The 18,181-nt window shown below is 72.6% G+C and carries 16 protein-coding genes, 1 tRNA gene and 1 pseudogene; 10 read left to right on the top strand and 8 right to left on the bottom strand.

The window, feature by feature from the left end; translation table 11 throughout:
* Window positions 1–104: 104 nt before the first annotated feature.
* The gene (gene cdgB / locus RKD23_RS20750; protein WP_424855010.1) at window positions 105–1,760 is read right to left on the bottom strand and encodes a diguanylate cyclase CdgB; all 1,656 of its coding nucleotides are present in this window, start codon (window positions 1,758–1,760) and stop codon (window positions 105–107) included.
* 385 nt (window positions 1,761–2,145) lie between these two features.
* On the opposite strand from cdgB, the gene RKD23_RS20745 reads away from it, so the two are divergent.
* Window positions 2,146–2,664, top strand: a complete 519-nt coding sequence (locus RKD23_RS20745; protein ID WP_424855009.1) for a flavin reductase family protein — start codon at window positions 2,146–2,148, stop codon at window positions 2,662–2,664.
* Between the two features lie 27 nt (window positions 2,665–2,691).
* Here RKD23_RS20745 and RKD23_RS20740 read toward each other — a convergent pair whose 3' ends face one another.
* Together RKD23_RS20740 and arfB are read right to left on the bottom strand one after the other, a co-directional pair.
* Entirely contained in the window at window positions 2,692–3,537 is an 846-nt protein-coding gene (locus tag RKD23_RS20740) for a sigma-70 family RNA polymerase sigma factor (RefSeq protein WP_424855008.1), read from the bottom strand.
* Window positions 3,538–3,624: 87 nt separating this feature from the next.
* Window positions 3,625–4,059 carry an alternative ribosome rescue aminoacyl-tRNA hydrolase ArfB gene (gene arfB, locus RKD23_RS20735; protein WP_424855007.1) on the bottom strand — a complete coding sequence of 145 codons (435 nt, stop codon included), beginning with the start codon at window positions 4,057–4,059 and terminating at the stop codon, window positions 3,625–3,627.
* A gap of 156 nt (window positions 4,060–4,215) precedes the next feature.
* On the opposite strand from arfB, the gene RKD23_RS20730 reads away from it, so the two are divergent.
* The 3 genes and pseudogenes from RKD23_RS20730 (at window position 4,216) to RKD23_RS20720 (ending at window position 7,770) form a co-directional block, all read left to right on the top strand.
* Window positions 4,216–4,791 carry a TerD family protein gene (locus RKD23_RS20730; protein ID WP_404041773.1) on the top strand — a complete coding sequence of 192 codons (576 nt, stop codon included), beginning with the start codon at window positions 4,216–4,218 and terminating at the stop codon, window positions 4,789–4,791.
* 105 nt (window positions 4,792–4,896) lie between these two features.
* Complete coding sequence (locus tag RKD23_RS20725) at window positions 4,897–5,919, top strand: GNAT family N-acetyltransferase (RefSeq protein ID WP_424855006.1); 1,023 nt, start codon at window positions 4,897–4,899, stop codon at window positions 5,917–5,919.
* 299 nt (window positions 5,920–6,218) lie between these two features.
* Window positions 6,219–7,770: pseudogene (locus tag RKD23_RS20720) on the top strand (M4 family metallopeptidase).
* Between the two features lie 36 nt (window positions 7,771–7,806).
* Here RKD23_RS20720 and RKD23_RS20715 read toward each other — a convergent pair.
* Window positions 7,807–9,213 (bottom strand): M1 family metallopeptidase, encoded by a 1,407-nt coding sequence (locus RKD23_RS20715; protein WP_424855005.1) that lies wholly within the window; start codon window positions 9,211–9,213, stop codon window positions 7,807–7,809.
* 207 nt (window positions 9,214–9,420) lie between these two features.
* Here RKD23_RS20715 and RKD23_RS20710 point away from each other — a divergent pair, with 207 nt between their 5' ends.
* Window positions 9,421–9,921: a hypothetical protein gene (locus RKD23_RS20710; protein WP_404042154.1), complete on the top strand. Its 501-nt coding sequence runs from the start codon at window positions 9,421–9,423 to the stop codon at window positions 9,919–9,921.
* Window positions 9,922–9,926: 5 nt separating this feature from the next.
* On the opposite strand, the gene RKD23_RS20705 is transcribed toward RKD23_RS20710, so the two are convergent.
* On the bottom strand, window positions 9,927–10,628 hold the full coding sequence (locus tag RKD23_RS20705; protein WP_424855004.1) for a pentapeptide repeat-containing protein: 702 nt from the start codon (window positions 10,626–10,628) through the stop codon (window positions 9,927–9,929).
* A gap of 153 nt (window positions 10,629–10,781) precedes the next feature.
* On the opposite strand from RKD23_RS20705, the gene RKD23_RS20700 reads away from it, so the two are divergent.
* The 3 genes from RKD23_RS20700 to RKD23_RS20690 all read left to right on the top strand — a co-directional run bounded on the left by RKD23_RS20700 (window position 10,782) and on the right by RKD23_RS20690 (window position 14,734).
* On the top strand, window positions 10,782–11,942 hold the full coding sequence (locus RKD23_RS20700; RefSeq protein WP_424855003.1) for an FAD-dependent oxidoreductase: 1,161 nt from the start codon (window positions 10,782–10,784) through the stop codon (window positions 11,940–11,942).
* Window positions 11,943–11,989: 47 nt separating this feature from the next.
* Entirely contained in the window at window positions 11,990–12,973 is a 984-nt protein-coding gene (locus RKD23_RS20695; RefSeq protein ID WP_424855002.1) for a zinc-binding dehydrogenase, read from the top strand.
* Between the two features lie 267 nt (window positions 12,974–13,240).
* A complete protein-coding gene (locus tag RKD23_RS20690; protein ID WP_424855001.1) occupies window positions 13,241–14,734 on the top strand; it encodes an MFS transporter in 1,494 nt (497 codons plus the stop codon).
* A gap of 45 nt (window positions 14,735–14,779) precedes the next feature.
* Here RKD23_RS20690 and RKD23_RS20685 read toward each other — a convergent pair whose 3' ends face one another.
* Window positions 14,780–16,177 (bottom strand): NAD(P)/FAD-dependent oxidoreductase, encoded by a 1,398-nt coding sequence (locus tag RKD23_RS20685; protein ID WP_424855000.1) that lies wholly within the window; start codon window positions 16,175–16,177, stop codon window positions 14,780–14,782.
* A 101-nt stretch (window positions 16,178–16,278) separates the two neighbouring features.
* On the opposite strand from RKD23_RS20685, the gene RKD23_RS20680 reads away from it, so the two are divergent.
* Both RKD23_RS20680 and RKD23_RS20675 read left to right on the top strand, forming a co-directional pair.
* Window positions 16,279–17,169: an aminoglycoside phosphotransferase family protein gene (locus tag RKD23_RS20680; RefSeq protein WP_424854999.1), complete on the top strand. Its 891-nt coding sequence runs from the start codon at window positions 16,279–16,281 to the stop codon at window positions 17,167–17,169.
* A complete protein-coding gene (locus RKD23_RS20675) occupies window positions 17,166–17,642 on the top strand; it encodes a GNAT family N-acetyltransferase (RefSeq protein ID WP_404041765.1) in 477 nt (158 codons plus the stop codon). Before RKD23_RS20680 ends, RKD23_RS20675 begins: the two co-directional genes overlap by 4 nt.
* Window positions 17,643–17,784: 142 nt before the next feature.
* Here the strand turns inward: RKD23_RS20675 and RKD23_RS20670 are convergent, their stop codons facing one another.
* Window positions 17,785–17,934, bottom strand: coding sequence for a hypothetical protein (locus tag RKD23_RS20670; RefSeq protein ID WP_424854998.1), 150 nt, complete (start codon window positions 17,932–17,934; stop codon window positions 17,785–17,787).
* A 97-nt stretch (window positions 17,935–18,031) separates the two neighbouring features.
* Window positions 18,032–18,106: transfer RNA gene (locus RKD23_RS20665), tRNA-Thr, on the bottom strand.
* Between the last annotated feature and the right edge of the window lie 75 nt (window positions 18,107–18,181).

Below are 18,181 nucleotides of genomic sequence, written 5' to 3'. Positions count from 1 at the left end.
TCAACATGCGGAACGATGCGATACGGATGTCAGGGTGGCGAGCCTACCCGCTCCGGCTGCCCCAAACTGGTGACTCAGACCGCATCAACTCTCTGACCTGCGGCTCATCCCGCACGCCTGTGCTGTTTGGGACGAGATCGTTTCTCGACGTACATACGCTCGTCGGCGGACTTGAGCACTTCGTCCGCGGTCATCCCGCAGTGCGCCCACCCGATGCCGAAGCTGGCGCCGACGCGTACGGCCCGGCCCTCGGCGCGGATCGGCTGGATGATCTCGTTGCGCAGCCGGACGGCGAGGTCCTGGGCGTCGGCCCGGCCGAGGCCGTCGGCGAGGATCACGAACTCGTCGCCGCCGAGCCGGGCCACGGTGTCCCCGTCGCGCACCCCGCGCGACAGGCGCCGGGCGACCTCGATGAGGACGGCGTCGCCCGCGTTGTGCCCGAACCGGTCGTTGATCGACTTGAAGCCGTCGAGGTCGCAGAAGAGCACCGCGAGACCCTTGGTGCCGTCGTCGTGCTCGCTCTCCGGGGCGACGGTGTGCACATGGTGGTCGTAGCCGTCGTACGGGTCGGCGCCCGGCCGGAAGTCGAAGCCGTGGCCGCCGGCGTCGTAGGCCGGGTGACCGTAGGCGGCGTCGACGGACTCCAGCTCGCCCGGATGCCCCGGCGGGCGCTGGCAGAGCCGCGCGGAGAGGCGGGCGCGCAGCTCGGCGGAGTTCGGCAGGCCGGTGAGGGAGTCGTGGGAGGCGCGGTGGGCGAGCTGCAGCTCGCGGCGCTTGCGCTCCTCTATGTCCTCGACGTGGGTGAGCAGGAAGCGGGGCCCGTCGGCCGCGTCGGCGACGACGCTGTTGCGCAGGCTCACCCAGACGTACGTACCGTCGCGGCGGCCCAGCCGCAGCTCGGCCCGGCCGCCTTCCGCCGAGGTGCGCAGCAGGGTGCCGATGTCCTCGGGGTGGACGAGGTCGGAGAAGGAGTAGCGGCGCATCGCGGCGGCGGGACGGCCCAGCAGACGGCACAGGGCGTCGTTGGTGCGCAGGATGCGGCCGTGCTGGTCGCCGCCCATCTCGGCGATGGCCATGCCGGAGGGGGCGTACTCGAAGGCCTGCCGGAAGGATTCCTCGCTGGCCCGCAGCGCCTGCTGCTCGCGTTCGAGCCGGACGAGGGCGCGCTGCATGTTGGACCTGAGGTGGGCGTTGCTGATCGCGATGGCGGCCTGGAAGGCGTACATCTGCAGGGCCTCGCGGCCCCAGGCGCCGGGCCGCCGGCCGTTGCGCGGGCGGTCCACCGACAGCACTCCGAGCAGCTCGCCGTGCGGGCCGCCCTGGCCGCCGGGCGCGTACATGGGCGCGAAGAGACGGTCGGCGGGGTGCCACTCGTCCTCGAAGCGGGGGGCGGGGCCCTCGGTGAACCACTGCGGGACGTCGTCGTCGTCGAGGATCCAGCCCTCGGTGTGGGGTATGAAGACCAGGTCGCCCCAGGTCTCGCCCATGTTCAGCCGCCGCTCCCAGGACTCGCGGGAGCCGACGCGGCCGGTGATCAGGGCCTCGGCGGCGGGGTTGCCGGAGAACGCGGCGACGACGAGGTCGCCGTCGGGGCGTACGAGGTTGACGCAGGCCAGTTCGTAGCCGAGGGCGGTGACCACGCCGTCGGCCACCGTCTGGAGGGTGTCGGCGAGGCTGCGTGCCGTGTTCATGTCGGCCATGACCTGGTGCAGCTGCCGCAGGGACGCCAGACGGACGTAGGGCTCCGACTCGGTCTCCATGCTCGCCCTCCCCCCGAGACCTCGCAGCGAATAAAGGGTTCGCATCGTCCCCGCCACTGAATCACAGCGCGCTGCCCACTCGGTACACAGGGTCAACAATTAGTCCCGCTTGTGACTCAAGTCACATGTAAATGTGAACAATTGAGTGAGGTTTCTGCGATTTCCCTGTGTGTTTCCCTGGCTGTTCATCGATGGCAAACCGGCGGGGATATGCGGGAAGCACCGTAACTCCGCCGGTGGTCCTAGGCCCGTTCTCGGACCGAGGTCCGATGCGGGGGCCGTGGGGCGCACACTAGCGTTTCTCATGTGCTGAACCATCCTCCCGTCACGCTCCCCGCCCAGCCCTCGCCCACCACGGCCCCCGCCGCCGGGGCATCCTGTGGGGGTGAGCAACGACGAGTTCCGCGCCGCCATGTCCCGGCTGGCCGCGGGCGTGGTCCTGGTGACCGCCCAGGAGCCGCCGCTCGACCCGGACGACCCCACGGCGCCGGGCGGCGAGGACGTCGGCATGACGGCCACGGCGTTCATGTCGGTGTCCCTGGACCCGCCCCTGGTCCTGGTCAGCCTGCGCGAGGGCTCCCGCATGGACGACCTGCTCGCCGAGCAGCCGCTGTGGGCGGTGTCCGTGCTCGCCGAGAGCCAGCGGCACATCGCGGGCCGCTTCGCCATGAAGGGCCGTATCAGCGACCGGCTCCTCTTCGAGGACATCCCCTACACCCGCGGAGAGGCCGCCGGGGCGCCCCTCGTCGGCGGCGCCCTCGCCACGCTGGAGTGCCGTACCGAACAGCGGGTGACGGCCGGCGACCACACCCTGGTCGTGGGCCGGGTCCTGACCGCGCGCGTGCCGAGCGCGGACGGGGGGCCGCTGATGTACTTCCGGGGCCGGTACCGGCAGCTCGGCTGACGGCTCCGCCCGAAGCGGGAGCGGGGCTCAGAGCAGCGTGATGTCCAGCTCCGCCAGTCGGCCGGGGTCCGTCACGATGTCGATCACGGCGATCCGGTCGCGCACGAAGGTGAACGACACCGCGCGCTCCAGCTCCCCGTCCACCAGCACCACCAGCCCGGTCGCGCCGTCGACCAGCGCGGGCCGCGCCGCCTGCGCCAGCCGCGCGAAGCCCGCCGCACCGGCCGCGACCGTCGCCGCGCCCGCGGCCACGCCTCCAGGGGTACGGGCCACCACATCCGGGTCCAGCACCTTCAGCAGCGCCTCGAAGTCGCCCTCCCGCGCGGCGGCGAGAAACGCGTCCAGCACCGCACGCCGCCGTGCCAGGTCCGCCCGCGGCTCCGCCGCGCCCCGCACCCGGCGCCGGGCCCGGCTGGCCAGCTGCCGCGCCGCCGCCGGGGAGCGGCCGATGACCGCGGCGACCTCCTCGTGGGGCACGGCGAACATGTCGTGCAGAACGAAAGCGAGCCGCTCCCCCGGTGTCAGCGTCTCCAGCACGACCAGCAGCGCCGCCCCGACGGAGTCGGCGAGCAGCGCGTCCTGCTCGGGGTCGGCGTCCGGCTCCGGCGCGCCCGGCTCCCTCGGGTCCAGCGGCTCCTCCGCGCGCGAGCGCCGGGTGCGGAGCATGTCCAGGCAGACGCGCCCCACGACCGTGGTCAGCCAGCCACCGAGGTTGTCGATGTCCTGCCCGTCCACGCGGTTCAGCCGCAGCCACGCCTCCTGCACGGCGTCGTCCGCCTCGGCGAGCGAACCGAGCATGCGGTGCGCGACGGCCCGCAACCGCGGACGCTGCTCCTCGAAACGCCGGGCGAGGTAGTCGTTGTCGGGGCGCATGGAGGGCCTCCCTCGTCGCAGTCAGGTCACTGCACTGACGTACGACGGAAGGCGAATGTGACGAGAGTGGCCGCGGGCGGCGATCGGCTACCAGTCCCGGCCGGTACGGCCCCGCTTCGTCTCGGCGCGCTGCTTCTTCTCCCGCAGCCGCCGCTCGTTGATGCCCCTGGGGATACGCGTGGGCCGTCGCGGCTTGGGCGGCGGCGCGGTCGCCTCGGCCAGCAGCGCGGCGAGCCGCACCGCCGCGGCCTCGCGGTTGCGCCACTGCGACCGGTGCTCGGACGCCCGCACGGTGAGGACTCCGTCGACCAGCCGCCCGGCCAGCCGCTCCAGGGCCCGCTGCTTCCACACATCGGGCAGCGACTTCGTCGCCGCGAGGTCGAACCGCAGCTCGACCTGCGAGTCACTGGTGTTGACGTGCTGTCCGCCCGGCCCCGAGGACCGCGAGAAACGCCACATCAGCTCGGCCTCGGGCAGCGAGACGGAGCCACGGATGACATGGGGTGCGGACATGCCGACCATGTTCCCGTTTCCCGGGGCTTCACGTCACCCGAATATCCCCGGCGGGCACGACCCGGTAAAGAAAGTAAAGACACCTGGAACCTATGGCACCTCCTCGGGCGTTCATTGGGGTAGCTGTAGGTTCGTCGTACGCAACGAGGGAAGGGACTCCCAACAATGGCTGTAAGCCTGTCCAAGGGCGGCAACGTCTCGCTCACCAAGGAAGCTCCGGGCCTGACCGCCGTCACCGTGGGCCTCGGCTGGGACGTCCGCACCACCACCGGCACGGACTTCGACCTCGACGCCTCCGCGATCGCGGTCAACGGTCAGGGCAAGGTCTACTCCGACGCCCACTTCGTCTTCTTCAACAACAAGCAGACCCCGGACAACACCATCGTCCACACCGGTGACAACCGCACCGGCGAGGGCGCGGGCGACGACGAGGCGATCAACGTCAACCTGGCGGCCCTCCCGGCCGACATCGACAAGATCGTCTTCCCGGTCTCCATCTACGACGCCGAGAACCGCTCGCAGAACTTCGGCCAGGTCCGCAACGCCTACATCCGCATCCTCAACCAGGCCGGCGGCGCCGAGATCGCGCGCTACGACCTGTCGGAGGACGCGGCCACGGAGACGGCCATGGTCTTCGGCGAGCTGTACCGCAACGGCGCCGAGTGGAAGTTCCGCGCCGTCGGCCAGGGCTACGCCTCGGGCCTGGCGGGCATCGCGCAGGACTTCGGCGTCAACGTCTGACGGACGCCCCGCGCTGTGAGGACCCCCGGCCCCGGCCGGGGGTCCTCCTGTACGGGTCCGGGCCGATCCGTCATGACCGGACGAGCCTCGCGGTAGCGTCCCGGCATGATCCTCGAGCAGCTGGACGTCCCGCCCGGCCAGGACATCCCCGGCCCCCTCCTCACCGAACTGACCGCCCTCTACGCCTCGAACCACGCGTTCTTCGCGCTGAGCGGTGACTTCCCCGACCCGGACGACATCCGCCCGGAGCAGGTCGCGGCCGCGCTCGCCGGGGAACTCGCCCACCCGGACGCCGAGGTGCTGCTGGCGCGCAGTCAGGGGCGGCTGGTGGGGATCGCCGTCACGCTGGCGCACCACCCGGACCCGGCCGACCCGGACCCGTGGATCGGGCTGCTGATGGTCGACGGCGGTGTCCGCCGCCAGGGACACGGCAGGCAGCTCGCCGGCCTCGTCGAGGACCGCTTCCGCGCGGCCGGACGTGACGCCGTACGGCTCGCCGTGCTGGAGAACAACCCCAGGGCACTGGCCTTCTGGACCGCGCTCGGCCACGAGGTGATCGACCGGCGCACGGACCGCGAACGGGGCCGCCCCTGCGCGGTCCTGCGCAAACCGCTGCGCGAGGCGCCGAGCGAACCGGCTCGCGAGTCGCCGGCTGAGCCGTCGCGCACCCCCCGCCGTGCCGCCCGGGTCGCCGTCCTGGACCCCGACGGCGCGGTCTTCCTGTTCCGGTACGACAACGTCGAGGTCGGCGTCCACTGGGCCATGCCCGGCGGCGGTCTGGAGCCCGGCGAGTCCCCGCGCGAGGGCGCCCTGCGCGAGCTGCGCGAGGAGACCGGCTGGACGGATCTGGAGCCGGGGCCGCTGCTCACCACCTGGGAGCACGACTTCACGCACGCGGTCGGCCCCGTCCGCCAGCACGAGCACATCTACGTCACCCACGGCCCCCGCCGCGAGCCCACCGGCCCCCATCTGGCCGCCGCGCACGCCGAGGACAAGATCCTCAGCTGGCGGTGGTGGACGCGCGAGGAACTGGCCGAGGAGGCCGAGCCGGTGTGGCCGCCGGAACTCGCTCGACTGCTGGACCACTTGGACCGGACCAATGCCGGACCGAGCGGCAACTCCGGCTGACGAAAGCGCAGTTGGGGGCCCTCGTACGTCCGGATAGCGGAGGTGCCACCACGGCTTTCGGATACGAACACGTAAAGTCTTGACGGCGGTCTGTCAAACAGACCGGTGCAGGTGTCACTCTCTCCTCGCCGCCGCAATCTGTGCCCCACCTGTGCCTCACCCCATGAGGCGCAGCCCACAGCCTGTGCCTCCCCCCAGAGGCCGGTGACCAAGGAGACCGAGTGAGACTGCAGTCCCACGCCACCCGCACTCCCCGTACGACCGTCCTGCGTGCCGCCGCCCTGATCGGCTCGGCCGCGATGGTCGTCCTCGCGACGCAGAGCGGCGCCGCCACCGCGGCCGCCCCCGAGCCCGCCTCCACCTCCGCGGCCCTCCCGCTGACCGCGTCCGCGCGCGCCACCGCCATCGCCACCGCCCAGGACCGGGCCGCCTCGACCGCCCGTGAACTCGGCCTCGGCGCCCAGGAGAAGCTCGTCGTCCGCGATGTCGTCAAGGACGCCGACGGCACGGTCCACACCCGCTACGAGCGCACCTACGCCGGTCTCCCCGTCCTCGGCGGCGACCTGATCACGCACGAGGCGAAGGGCGGCGCCCTCAAGAGCGTCACCAAGGCCACCAAGGCCCGGATAGCCGTGGCGTCCACCGACGCCGCGATATCGGCGACCGCCGCGAAGAAGTCGGCGCTCGCCGCCGCCGAGGACGGCACCTCCGCCACCGCCCGCAAGGTGGTCTGGGCCGCCGGCGCCAAGCCCGTCCTGGCCTACGAGTCCGTCGTCCACGGCCTCCAGCACGACGGCACCCCGAGCGAGCTGCACATCATCACCGACGCCGCCAGCGGCAAGCAGCTGCACTCCTTCGAGGCCATCGAGACGGGCACCGGCACCAGCCAGTACAGCGGCACCGTCACCATCGGCAGCACCGCCGCCTCCGGCGGCTACAACCTCACCGACGCGGGCCGCGGCGGCCACAAGACGTACGACCTCAACGGCGGTACGTCCGGCACCGGCACGCTCTTCACCGACGCCGACGACGTCTGGGGCAACGGCTCGCCCACCAACCGGCAGACCGCCGCCGTCGACGCCGCCTACGGCGCCCAGGTCACCTGGGACTACTACAAGACGGCCTTCAACCGCAACGGCATCCGCAACGACGGCAAGGCCGCGTACAGCCGCGTCCACTACGGCAACGCCTATGTCAACGCCTTCTGGTCCGACCAGTGCTTCTGCATGACGTACGGCGACGGCGCGGGCAACCTCAAGCCGCTCACCTCGCTCGACGTGGCCGGCCACGAGATGAGCCACGGCCTGACCGCGTCCACGGCCGGCCTCAACTACCGCCGTGAGTCCGGCGGCCTGAACGAGGCCACCTCCGACATCTTCGGCACCTCCGTGGAGTTCTTCGCGGGCAACTCCTCCGACCAGGGCGACTACCTGATCGGCGAGAAGATCGACATCCGCGGCAACGGCACCCCGCTGCGCTACATGGACAAGCCCAGCAAGGACGGCAACTCCGCCGACTACTGGTCCTCCGGCGTCGGCCGCCTCGACGTGCACTACTCCTCGGGCCCGGCCAACCACTTCTTCTACCTGCTGAGCGAGGGCAGCGGCGCCAAGACCATCAACGGCGTCAGCTACAACTCGCCCACCTACGACGGCTCCACGGTCACCGGCATCGGCCGCGCCAAGGCCGAGCAGATCTGGTACAAGGCCCTCGACCACCTACTTCACCTCCACCACCGACTACGCGGGCGCCCGCGTCGGCACCCTGAACGCCGCGCGCGACCTGTACGGCGCGGGCAGCGCCGAGTACAACGCGGTCGCCGCCGCCTGGAAGGGCATCAACGTCAACTGACGTTCCCTCCACGGTGATACCGAGCCGGGTCGTCCCTCAGGGGCGGCCCGGCTTTCCGTCGCCGTACAGCCACTCCCGCCAGATGTCGGAGAAGTCCGTCCTCGGCGCCTGCCGCTCCACGTACGCCGTGAAGTCGGCGGTGTCGGCCGTGCCGTGGCGGTGGGCGCCCGCCCAGCCGCGCAGCAGAGTGCGGAAGGCGTCGTCGCCGAGCCGCTGCCGCAGCTTGTGCAGCACCATCGCGCCCCGCTGGTAGACCGGGTCGCCGGAGAGGCGCTCCGCGCTGTCGGGGTGCGCGGGCGGGAACGCCCACAGGTCCGGGTAGAGGTCCTCGCCGTGCGCGTACAGCCGCTCGAAGGTGCGCTGCGCGCTGTCGCCGCCGTGCTCCTCCGCCCACAGCCACTCCGCGTACGTCGCGAAGCCCTCGTTGAGCCAGATGTCCCGCCAGGTCCGCGGGGTGACCGAGTCGCCGTACCACTGGTGGGCCAGCTCATGGACCAGCAGCGGCACGTCCGGCGCGCCCGGGAACACCGGGCGGTTCTGCGTCTCCAGGGCGTAGCCCGCGTCCGTGTCCCGCTCGACGATCGCCCCGGTGGACGTGAACGGGTACGGCCCGAAGGTGTCCTCCGCCCAGGCCAGCACCTCGGGCAGCCGGGCCAGCACGGCCCGGCTCGCCCGCGTCTGCGTCGGGTCCACGGCGGTGTACACCGGCAGCCCGTCCCGCGCCGTCGTCCGGCTGACGTCGTAGCGGCCGATCGCGACGGTGGCGAGATAGCTCGCCATGGGCTCGCCCGTGTGCCACACGAACGTCGTACGGTCCTTGCCCGCACGCTCCCGCACCAGTTCGCCGTTGGACACCGCCGTCAGGCCGCGCGGCACGGTGACCGTGATGTCGTACGGCGCCTTGTCGGAGGGGTGGTGGTTGCCCGGGAACCACGCCGCGGAGCCCACCGGCTCGCCCAGCGCGAGCGCGCCGTCGGCGGTGGGCAGCCAGCCCTCGCGTGAGCCGTCCGGGTCGGTGAGGGTCTCGGGCGTGCCGCCGTAGCGGACGGTGACCCGGAAGGTGCCGCCCTCGCGGAGCTCCCCGTGCGGGCGGACGGTCAGCTCCTGCCCGGCCCGGTTCCAGTGCGCCTGCTTCCCGTCGACCTCGACCCCGGTGACGTCCAGGCCCTTCAGGTCCAGGTCGAAGGCGGACAGGTCCTGGGTGGCGCGGGCCGTGAGCGCGGCCGTGCCGGTGAGCCGGCGGCGGGCGGGGTCGTAGGCGAGGTCGAGCGCGTAGTGGGTGACGTCGTAGCCGCCGTTGCCCGCCTTGGGGAAGTACGGGTCACGCAGCCCCGCGCCGCCGGGCGTGCCCTGCACACCGCCGCCGCACGCGGTGAGGGCGAGAACGAGGGCCGTGGAGAGGGCTACGGCGGGGACAACGGGCACGAATCGGGACACGAGCATGATCCTATGGGCGGCGCGCATCCGGACCCGGGCGCGCGAATGCCGGACCCACGGGCGTGCGAAAGGCCAACCCCTGGGCGAATGGCGGACCCGCGGGCGCGCGAAAGGCCAACCCCTGGGCACGCGAAAGCCGGACCCGCGGGCGCGCGAAAGCCGGACCCCTGGGCGTGGATTCCGCGCCCTTCGGCCCGTGACACCATCACCTACGTGCTCGACATCGGCTACGCCCTCTCCAACCGCTTCCCGGACCCGCCGCAGACGGACTACCGGCGGGCGGACGTGCACGCGCTGCGGCACGACCTGTTCTGCGGGGACGTCTACCTCGCCGACACCGAGAGCGACCGGGAGTTGTCCACAGCCTGGGGATGGGTGCCGGTGCTCGACTTCGCGTGGGCGCTGTGCGACATCGTCGAGCGCGTCGACCAGGACCCGGCCGGCTCCCGGGCCTCCCGGCCCCAGTACGCCGAGCTGGACTTCACCGAGTCCACCGACCGGATGCTCTTCGAGCGGAGGTTCGGGTGGGTCGACATCGAGGCCGACTGGATGCCGGCCGAGGAGGCACCGCTGACCTTCTCCCACACCGAGCTGCGCCGCGAGGCCCGGGACTTCCTGCACGACCTGATCGCCGACCTGGTCGACCTGCATGAGGACCTGGGCGAGAACCCGGCGATCTGGACCCTCCAGGCCCGCTTCCCCCGCGTGAGCTGAACTCCTCAGGCCTCCACCCGCACCCCCAGCTCCGCCGCCAGCACCGGCGCCAGGTCCAGCAGTTGCGCCGGGCTGATCACCGCGCCCGAGAGCCGGTCCACGCCGCGGGCGATCTCCAGCGGAGCGGCCCCGCGCAGGTCGACGTCCTTCAGGGTGGCCGAGGTGAGGTCGGCCTCCTTCAGGGCGCAGTCGAGGAACTCGACGCGCTCCAGGTGGGCGCCGGCGAAGTCCGGCTCGATCAGCACGCAGCCGTCGAAGACGACGTCCTTGAGGCGGGCCGCGCGGAAGTTGAGGAAGTCGAGCTTGCCGCCGCGGACGACGACACGCTCCAGGACGGCGCCGTGCAACTGGGTGCCGCCCAGGCGAGCGCCCAGCAGCTCGACGTCGCGCAGGGTCGCCTCGGCCAGGTCCGTGCCGACACCGCGCACGTCCGTGAGGACCGAGTCCAGGAAGCGGGCGTGGTGCAGCCGCGTCTCGTCCAGCGCGCAGCCCGTGAGCGCGCAGTCCATGAAGCGGGCGCCCGCGCCGTCCTGCCCCGCGAGGTCCGCCTCCTTCAGCTCCAGGCCGTCGTAGTCGCCGTCCGGCTCCAGCGGGCCGCCGTCCCACCGCTCCAGCGGGGGCAGGCGCAGTTCCGGCCGCCGCGCCCCCTTCACCGCCGTACCGCCGGCCCGTCCACCGGTCCGTGCGCCCACTCGTCCGCTCGCCATGCCCCCCATCGTGCACCCCGCCACTGACAATCGCCCTGACCTGCGCAAAGACCCCTCCCGCGGGCCCGTTGTCACATTTCCACCCGTCCGCGCCGTCGTAAGGAGTGACAGGCAAGGAGTGACAGGCGAACCCCAGCAGAGGAGACCCCAGCCATGCATCGCATCACTGTCGTCGGCGGCGGCTTCGCCGGACTCACCGCGGCCATCACCGCGGCCGAGGCGGGTGCCCGGGTCACCGTGTACGAGGCGCACCACACCCTCGGCGGGCGGGCCCGCACCGCCGAGGGCCCGTACCGGACCAACGAAGGCCCCCACGCGCTGTACAGCGGCGGCCCGCACTGGACCTGGCTGCGGCGGCGCGACCTGATCGGGCCGCTCGCGCCGCTGCCGCCCCTGGAGGCCGCGCGGCTGCGGCTGCGGCACCACGGCGTACTGCGCCGCACCCCGCCCTTCGCGATGCTCAAGCTGCTGCGCCGCAGCGCCGCGCAGGCGCCCGTGGACCAGGACTTCCTGACCTGGGCTACGCGGGAGGCGGGCGAGGAGGGCGCACGGGCCGCCGCCCACTACGCGGCCGTCGCCCTGTTCCACCACGACCCCGGCTCGCTGTCCGCCGCGTTCGTGCAGGAGCGGCTGCGGCGCGCCACCAAGCTGCCGCCGGAGGCGCACTACCCGCGCGGCGGCTGGGGCGCCGTCATCGACCGGATGGCCGCCCGCGCCTGGAACCTGGGGGTGCGGATGGAGACCCTGTCACGCGTCGACACCCTGCCGACCGATACGCCCGTCATCGTCGCCACCTCCCTGGACGCCGCCCGCCGGCTGCTCGGCGACGACTCGCTGACCTGGCCCAGCGGCCGTACCGTGCTGGTCGACCTCGCCGTACGGACCCGGCGCGGTGACGCGTTCGCCGTGTCGGACCTGGACGCGCCGGGCTGGATCGAGCGCTTCACCGCGCAGGACCGCACCCTCGCCCCGGCCGGTGAGCAGCTGATCCAGGGCCAGATCCCCATCGCGCCGGACGCCCCGCGCGCGGAGGGCGTCGCCCGCGCCGAGGAACTGCTCGACCTGGGCTTCCCGGGCTGGCGCGAGCGCGTCACCTGGCGCCGCGAGGCCGTCGCACAGGGCCGTACGGGCGCGGTCGACCTGCCCGGCACGAGCTGGCGCGACCGGCCCGCCGTGGACCGCGGCGACGGCGTGTACCTCGTCGGCGACCAGGTCGCGGCGCCCGGCGTGCTGTCCGAGGTGTCCTTCAACAGCGCGCTGACCGCCGTGTCGCTGATGCTCGGCCGCAACGCCCTTGACCTCAAGCACGCTTGAGGAAGAAGAGTGGGCCCCGTCGCCACGCCAAGCCTCTGGGGGATCCCATGCACGCCGTCCGCCTGCACACCTTCGGCCCGGCCGAGAACCTGACGTACGAGGAGGTGGAGGACCCGCGTCCCGGGCCGGGCCAGGTCCGCGTCCGTGTCCGTGCCGCCGGCGTCCACCTCCTCGACACCGCCCTGCGCGAGGGCGTCCAGGGCGGCCCGGCCCCCGTGCCGACGGAGCTGCCCACGATCCCCGGCCGGGAGGTCGCGGGTGTCGTCGAGTCGCTCGGCGAGGGCGTGGCAGGACTGTGGCTCGGCAAGCGCGTCGTCGCCCACCTGGGCTTCGTGCCCGGCGGCTACGCCGAGCTGGCCGTCACCGAGGTCGAGCGCCTCCACGAGATCCCGGAGAACCTCGACTTCGCCGGGGCCGTCGCCATGATCGGCACCGGCCGCACCGCGATGGGCATCCTGCAGTTCGCCGACCTCGGCCCCGACGCGGTGGTGATCGTCCCCGCCGCGGCCGGCGGCATCGGCACCCTGCTCGTGCAGTACGCCAAGCGCACCGGCGCCACCGTCATCGGCCTCGCCGGCGGCCCCGAGAAGGTCGCCCGGGTCCGCGACAACGGCGCCGACCTCGCCGTCGACTACACGGACCGGGCCTGGCCCGACAAGGTCCGCGCCCACCTCGGCGGCCGGGCGGCCACCCTGGTCCTGGACGGCGTCGGCGGCGACATCGCCCGCGAGAGCATCGCCCTGCTCGGCCCCGGCGGCCGCCACCTCGTCTTCGGCTGGTCCGCCGAGGGCATCAAGGACGGCAAGGGCCACTTCGTCGACGGCGTCTCCGAGAACGTCCTCGGCCCGGTGATGCTCGCCCGCGCGGGCGGCCCCGACCCGCTCCGCACCCTCGAACTGCGCGCCCTCACCGAAGCCGCCTCAGGCCGCCTCACCCCGGCCGTCCAGCGCTTCCCGCTCGCCGAGGCCGCCGCCGCCCACCGCGCCCTGGAGAACCGCGGCACCACCGGAAAGGTCGTCCTGGAGCCCTGACCGGCAGCCCGGAAAGGTCCCCCCTGACTCCCTCCGGCGCCCTGACCGGCAGCCCGGAAAGGTCCCCCCTGACTCCCTCCGGCGCCCTGACCGGCAGCCCGGCAACGTCCCCGTGACTCCCTCCGGCGCCCTGACCAGCCGCCCGGAAACGTCCCCCTGACTCCCTCCGGAGCCCTGACCCGACCCGAACACACCCCCGAGGCACCCATGACCGCCGACAAGAACCCACCGGATGCGACCCGCCCCGATCCATGGTCTGCTGGCCGAATGAGCGGCACCCGGACAGCCGACAGGGCGGAGGCCGACCCCCACCGCTGGTGGGGCCTGGTGGTCATCGCCCTGGCCCAGCTGATGGTCGTCCTCGACGCGACCATCGTGAACATCGCGCTTCCCTCCGCACAGCACGCCCTGCACATGTCTGACGGCAACCGCCAATGGGTCATCACCGCCTACACCCTCGCCTTCGGCGGCCTGCTGCTGCTCGGCGGCCGCATCGCCGACCTCGTCGGCCGCCGTCGCACCTTCGTCATCGGCCTGGTCGGCTTCGCCGCCGCCTCCGCGCTCGGCGGCGCCGCCACCACGGCGGGCATGCTCTTCGGCGCCCGCGCCCTCCAGGGCGTCTTCGCCGCCGTCCTCGCGCCGTCCGCGCTGAGCCTGATGACCACCACCTTCACCGACCCCAAGGAACGCGGAAAGGCCTTCGGCATCTACGGCGCCCTCGCCGGCAGCGGCTCCGCGATCGGGTTCATCCTCGGCGGCCTGCTCACCGAGTACCTGAACTGGCGCTGGTGCCTGTACGTCAACGTGCCGATCGCGATCATCGGCGTCGTCGGCGCCCTCGCCCTGCTGCACGACCGCCCCGGTCACGCCGACGCCCGCCTCGACGTGCCCGGCGTCCTGCTCGGCTGCGGCGGCCTCGTCGCGATCGTCTACGGCTTCAGCGAGGCCGAGCCCCGCGGCTGGACCGACTCCATGGTCCTGGGCCTGTTCGCGGCAGGAGTCGTACTCCTCGCGACCTTCGTGTGGTGGCAGACCCGCGCACCCGTGCCGCTGCTGCCCCTGCACATCGTCAAGGACCGCAACCGTGCGGGCTGCTTCCTCACCATGGGGCTCGCCGTCATCGGCATGTTCGGCCTGTTCCTGTTCATGACCTACTACCTCCAGGTCGTCCTGGCGTACTCCCCGGTCAAGACAGGTCTCGCCTTCCTCCCCCTGACCGCCTCGATCATCGTCGGCTCGACCCAGGTCTCGGCCCGCCTGCTGCCCCGGGTCGCCCCGCGCGCGCTGATGGCCCCGGGCGCCCTGCTCGCCTCGGGCGGCATGGTCGTCCTCACGCAGCTGACGGTCGACTCCGACTACGCGACCCACATCCTGCCCGCCCTGATCCTCATGGGCCTCGGCATGGGCATGATCTTCATGCCGGTCTTCTCCACGGCCACCGCAGGCGTCGCCCCCCAGGACTCCGGCGTCACCTCGGCGACCGTCAACACCTCCCAGCAGGTCGGCGGCTCCATCGGCACGGCCCTGCTGAACACCGTCGCCACCACCACCAGCAGCGCCTACCTCACCGCCCACCTCGCCTCCGGCGGCGACCGCGCCCTCATCGCCAGGCAGGCCGTCGTCCACGGCTACACCGTCGCCATCTGGTGGGCCGCCGGCATCATGCTCCTCGCCGGGATCGTGGCGGCCCTGATGGTGAAGGCGAAGCCGACCGCGCACGGAGCCGCACCGGCACGACCGGTGCCGGAATCGGTGGCGTAAGGCAAGAAGCGCGCAGCCGATACGGAAGGAAGGCGGGCGGCGCCCTCAGCCCCGCCCCGACACCCGATCCGCCACCCGCGCGATCCGCGACGACCCCGCACTGTGCCGCTCCGTCTCCCGCCGGTCCGCCGCCCGGTACGCGGCGTACATCCCCTGCACGCCCAGCCACCGCAGCGGCTCCGGCTCCCAGCGCCGCACCTTGTGACCCACCCACGGCAGGTCGGTCAGCTCGGTCCGCCCGCCCTGCCCGGAGTCCTGCTGCACCAGGTCCCGCAGCGTCCGCCCCGCCAGATTCGCGGTGGCCACCCCGGAACCGACGTAACCGCCCGCCCAGCCGAGCCCCGTCGACCGGTCCAGCGTCACCGTCGCGCACCAGTCGCGCGGCACCCCCAGCACCCCCGACCAGGCGTGCTCGATCCGCACGCCGGCCAGCGACGGGAAGAAGCGCACCAGGATCTCCCGCAACGCCTCGACCGTCTCCTGCTGCGTACGGCCGTCGTTGTCCGTCCGCGACCCGAAGCGGTACGGCACCCCGCGCCCGCCCAGCGCGATCCGCCCGTCGGCGGTGCGCTGCGCGTACATGTACGCGTGCGCCATGTCGCCGAGCGTCTCCCGCCCGGCCCAGCCCACCGACTCCCACCGCTCCTCGCTCAGCGGCTCGGTCACCACCATCGAGGAGTTCATCGGCAGCCAGGTGCGCCGCTGCCCCTTCAGGGACGCGGTGAAGCCCTCGGTGCAGCGCAGCACATAGGGCGCGCGGACGGTGCCGTACGGCGTCACCGCGTGCTTCGGGCGGATCTCCGTCACCGGGGTCGCCTCGTGGATCGTCACCCCGAGCGCCTCCACCACGGCCGCCAGCCCCTTGACCAGCTTCACCGGATGCACCCGCGCCCCGTGCGGAGTCCACGACGACCCGACCGCACCCGCGACCCGGATCCGCTGCGCCGTCTCCCGCGCCCCGTACAGCTCCCGGTCCTTCTCGCCGTACGACAGCTCGTGCGCATGGAACGCCTTCAGCCGCGCCAACTGCGCCGGAGTGCAGGCCACTTCGAGCACGCCGCCCTGGTGCACATCGGCCTCGACACCCTCGGCCGCCAGGACCGACACGACCTCGTCGACGGTGTCGTTCATGGCCCGCTGCAACCGTACGGCGGCGTCCTGCCCGTGCAGCTTCGCGTAGCGGTCCCGCCCGGCGATGCCGTTGTACAGCCAACCGCCGTTGCGCCCGGAGGCGCCGTAGCCGCAGAACCGCTGCTCCAGCACCGTCACCCGCAGAAAGGGCGCCGCCTTCTTCAGGTAGTACGCCGTCCACAGCCCCGTGTACCCGCCGCCCACGATCACCACATCGGCCGACGCGTCACCGGCGAGCGGCTCCCGCACCGCCGGAAGCCCGTCGTCGGCGTACCAGTACGAGACACCACCGTTGACCACACCGCTGCTCATGGCGCGGACGTTAACCCGTCCCCACGGCCGGTGTCTCCTTCGGATTCCGCACTTTTCACACCCCCTCCGACCGGCGGAAGACAGGCCCTAGCCTCGGCCCGGTGACCGACATCCCGGAGGAACTGGCCGCGACACAGGCGAGGTACAACGGCGACGCGGGCCGCGCCTTCGTCGCCGCACTGCCCGACCTGATCACCACCTACCTGGACCGCTGGGACCTCAGCCCCGACGGCCCGCCCCGCTACGGCGTCTGCGCCCTGGTCCTGCCGGTCGCCCGCGCCGACGGCACCCCGGCGGCCCTCAAGCTCCAGCTCCAGGACCCGGAGACGGCCGGCGAACCCCTCGCCCTGCGCACCTGGTCCGGCACCGGCGCCGTCCGCCTCCTCGACCACGACCCGGACACCGGCACCATGCTCCTGGAACGCCTGGACGCGACCCGCCCCCTGTCCACCCACCCCGACACCCGCGAGGCGGCCCGGATCATCGCGCGGCTGCTCACCCGCCTCACCGCGCTCCCGGCCCCCCCGGGCCTGCGCACCCTCGGCGACCTCACGCAGGCCCTCCTGAAGCGCACCCCGCAGGCCCTCACCCGGATCCCGTACGACCCGGTCCGCCGCCTCCTCGCCGACTGCGCGGCGGCCCTGGCCGAGGTGGCGACCGACCCCGGCGACCGCCTCCTGCACTGGGACCTGCACTACGACAACGTCCTGGCGGCCGACCGCGCCCCCTGGCTGGCCATCGACCCCAAGCCCCTGGCCGGCGACCCGGGCTTCGAACTCCTCCCGGCCCTGCTGAACCGCTTCGACCCGGACGACGTCCTGCCCCGCTTCGAAACCATGACGGGCGAGATGTCCCTGGACCGCGCGAGGGCCCGGGCCTGGACGCTGGCGAGGGCCCTGCAGAACGCGGTCTGGGCCACGGAGGAGGGCCACGTCCCAGCCCCTGAAAACCTCGAGATCGCCCGCCGCCTGCGGGCTACCCTCCGCCCATGATCCGCACCGCGACACCCGCCGACGTCCCCGTCATCCACGCCCTGATCCGCGAACTCGCCGAGTACGAGAAGGCCCCGCACGAGGTCAAGGTCACCGAGGCCCAGCTCCACGAGGCCCTCTTCGGCGACCGCCCCGCCGCCTACGCCCACATCGCCCAGGACGACGCCACGGGCGACCCCGCCGGCTTCGCCCTGTGGTTCCTGAACTTCTCCACCTGGCGCGGCACCCACGGCATCTACCTGGAGGACCTCTACGTCCGCCCCACCGCCCGAGGCGCCGGCCACGGCAAGGCCCTCCTCACCGAACTGGCCCGCCTCTGCGTCGAACGCGGCTACCAGCGCCTGGAGTGGGCCGTCCTGGACTGGAACGAGCCCGCGATCGGCTTCTACCGCTCCCTGGGCGCCGTACCCCAGGACGAGTGGACGGTGTACCGCCTGACGGACGAGGCCCTGGCGGAACTGGGCCGGGCATGAGAGAAGCCCAGGCCGGAGCGACTCCGACCTGGGCTCATCATCCAGCCCGCCTGCCTTGGGTGAAGAGTTCTCAACCGGCTCTCCAGGTGTGGCGCTGTCCGTCGGCATCGCGTCAAAGATTGCCGCAGGCGTCGCGCCTCGCTCAATGGTCGATGTCGCCAAGCCAGAAGAGGAGCGGGACCAGGAGATGCGCGGCCGCATTGATGGCGAGCGCCGCGAGGATGGCGAGCAAGAGGATCACCCTGAGCGTCCAGCCGAAGCGGTCACCGACCTCGCGAATCCGACTCCGCACCGATCTCCCGCCAGTCACAGACCCTCCCGCAGGGACTCTTACCGTCAACGCCCCCGTGATCAAGGATCCCGGGGGCGTCGATGCAGGTCAGACCCGGAGCCCCCTGTCGGATTCGAACCGACGACCTACGCATTACAAGTGCGTTGCTCTGACCGGACTGAGCTAAGGAGGCCTGCGCACTCCAGGAGCGCGCCCAGGCAGTGTACCCAGCCCGAGGTGGCACCCTGTCGAAAATTTCCGCGAAGTT

Source organism: Streptomyces sp. SAI-170, from assembly GCF_049739565.1.
Lineage (GTDB): Bacteria > Actinomycetota > Actinomycetes > Streptomycetales > Streptomycetaceae > Streptomyces.
This window is presented reverse-complemented; position numbering and strand designations above follow the sequence as displayed.